This is a genomic window from Rhizobacter sp. P2_H2 (genome assembly GCF_056403375.1).
Map to the genome: position 1 here is coordinate 1 of NZ_JBFUFP010000911.1, position 2242 is coordinate 2242.

Annotated in this window: 2 protein-coding genes; both read right to left on the reverse strand. The window is 69.7% G+C overall.

Annotation, left to right across the window (positions count from 1 at the left end; translation table 11 throughout):
- On the reverse strand, positions 1-860 hold an 860-nt coding region (locus AC1D15_RS28135; protein ID WP_477828602.1), incomplete at its 3' end, for a pyridoxal phosphate-dependent aminotransferase.
- A complete protein-coding gene (locus AC1D15_RS28140; RefSeq protein ID WP_477828603.1) occupies positions 857-2152 on the reverse strand; it encodes a branched-chain amino acid ABC transporter substrate-binding protein in 1296 nt (431 codons plus the stop codon). The genes AC1D15_RS28135 and AC1D15_RS28140, both read right to left, overlap by 4 nt.
- Positions 2153-2242 lie beyond the last annotated feature (90 nt).

Here is a 2242-nt window from a genome sequence, read left to right on the forward strand (position 1 = left end):
GCCTCGGCGCCCTGCAGCGCGGCGATGCCGGCCTGCTGCACGAACACCGGCGCGCACGAGGTGTTGAACTCGATCAGCTTGCCGATGTCGGCCGTCAGCGCCGCCGGCACGACCAGCGAACCGAGCCGCCAGCCGGTCATCAGGAAGCTCTTCGAGAAGCTGTGCGTCACCACCAGCCGGTCGTCCGCGTCGGCGATGTCGAGGAAGCTCGGCGCCGCATGGCTTGACCCAGAGACGGGATCCGGCTCGTAGTACAGCCGCTCGTAGACCTCGTCGGCGACGATCCAGGTGCCGGTGCGGCGGCAGTGGTCGAGCACGGCCTGCTGCTCGGCGCGGGTCATCGTCCAGCCGGTCGGGTTGTTCGGCGCGTTGACCAGCAGCAGCCGGGTGCGCGGGGTGATCGCGGCCAGCAGGCGCTCGAGGTCGAGCTGCCAGGCGCCGTCGTGCACCTGCAGCGACACGCGCTTCACGTCGGCCCCGAGGATCGCCGGCTGCGCGGTGATGTTCGGCCACACCGGCACCACGGCGACCACCTCGTCGCCGGCGCCCACCAGCGCCTGCGTCGCGATCATCAGGCCGTTGACGCCCGACGACGTGACGGCGATGCGCTCCGGTCCGACCGGCCGGTGCAGGCTGCTCGCATAGCCCGCCAGCGCCTCGCGCAGGGCCGGCAGCCCCAGGTTGTGCGCATACGCCGTCTCGCCGCGGCGCAGCGACGCGACCGCCGCCTCGGTCACGAAATCCGGCGTCGGCTCGTCGCTCTCGCCGAACCAGAACGGCAGCACGTCGGCCCGGCCGATCGCCGCATTCGCGACCTCGCGGATCTTCGAGGCGGGCAGGTTTTCGATCACGGATCTCATGGGCGCTCCATCGCACAGCGGTGCGGCATCTCGGTCTGGGTCTCGGTGAGCTGCAGCACGGTCTTGAAGCCGTAGCCCGAGCCCTCGTTGTCGAAGCGCACGCCGGGGCTGCCGACGCGCTGCATCACGCTGACGACCAGCGGCTGCTCGAACTGGTGGTCGCCGGCGCGCATCGTGCCGCGGTGGAAACCGCCGAGGTGGCGCGGGTCGAGCTTCAGGCCCTCGAGCGCACGCGCCACCGCCAACGGGTCGGCGCTGCCGGCCTTCTCGATCGCGGCCGCCAGCATCTCGACCATCGCCTGCATGCGCATGTGCACGTAGTCGTCCTGCGGGTTCGGGAAGCGCTCGCGGAAGCTTGCATAGAACCTGTCGGAGGCCGCACCGCCGACGTTCGGGTGCCACTCGGCCACCGCCAGCACGCGGTCCAGGCCGGCATCGCCGATCGCCGCCGGCGCGCCGAGCGCGTTGCCGTAGAAGGTGTAGAAGCGCGCGTCCAGCCCGGCCTCGCGCGAGGCGCGGATCAGCAGCGTCAGGTCGTTGCCCCAGTTGCCGGTGAGCACCGCCTGCGCGCCGCTTGCCTTGATCTTCGCGGCGTACGGCAGGAAGTCCTTGATGCGGCCGAGCGGGTGCAGTTCGTCGCCGACGATCTCGATGTCGGGCCGCTTGGCCGCGAGCATCACGCGCGCCTGGCGCAGCACGCTCTGGCCGAAGCTGTAGTCCTGGCCGATCRGGTAGACCTTCTTCACGCGCGCATCGGCAGCCAGCACGTCGGTCAGCGCCTGCAGCCGCATGTCGGCATGCGCATCGAAGCGGAAGTGCCAGAAACTGCACTTCTCGTTCGTCAGCGCCGGGTCGACGGCCGAGTAGTTCAGGAAGATCGCGCGCCGCGCCGGCTCGCGCTGGTTGTGCTTGTTCAGCGCGTCGATCAGCGCGGCCGCGGTGGCCGAGCTGTTGCCCTGCAGCACGAAGCCGATCTTCTGGTCGATGGCCGAGCGCAGCAGCGACAGCGCCTCTTCATTGCTGCCCTTGCTGTCGAAGCGCACCAGCTCCAGCGGATGGCGGCCATCCGGCAGGCTCACGCCGCCACGCTGGTTCACCCGCTCCACCGCCCACAGCAGGTTGCGGTACACCGCCTCGCCGGCGTTCGCGAAGGAACCCGACAGCCCTTCGATCAGCGCGACGCGCACCGGCTCGGCGGCAGGTGACGATGCAGGCGCCGCAGCCACCGGGCCCACCGCTGCCAGCCATGCCAGCACCGCGCCGCAGCGCCTGACCCAACGCACGATCTTCATTTTTCAACCCACTTGAAAACAAAAATGCCGCTCCAAGTTTCAGCGGCATGGTTGCTGCGCTGTGCAGCGATTGAATGGATTGTAGGAGCC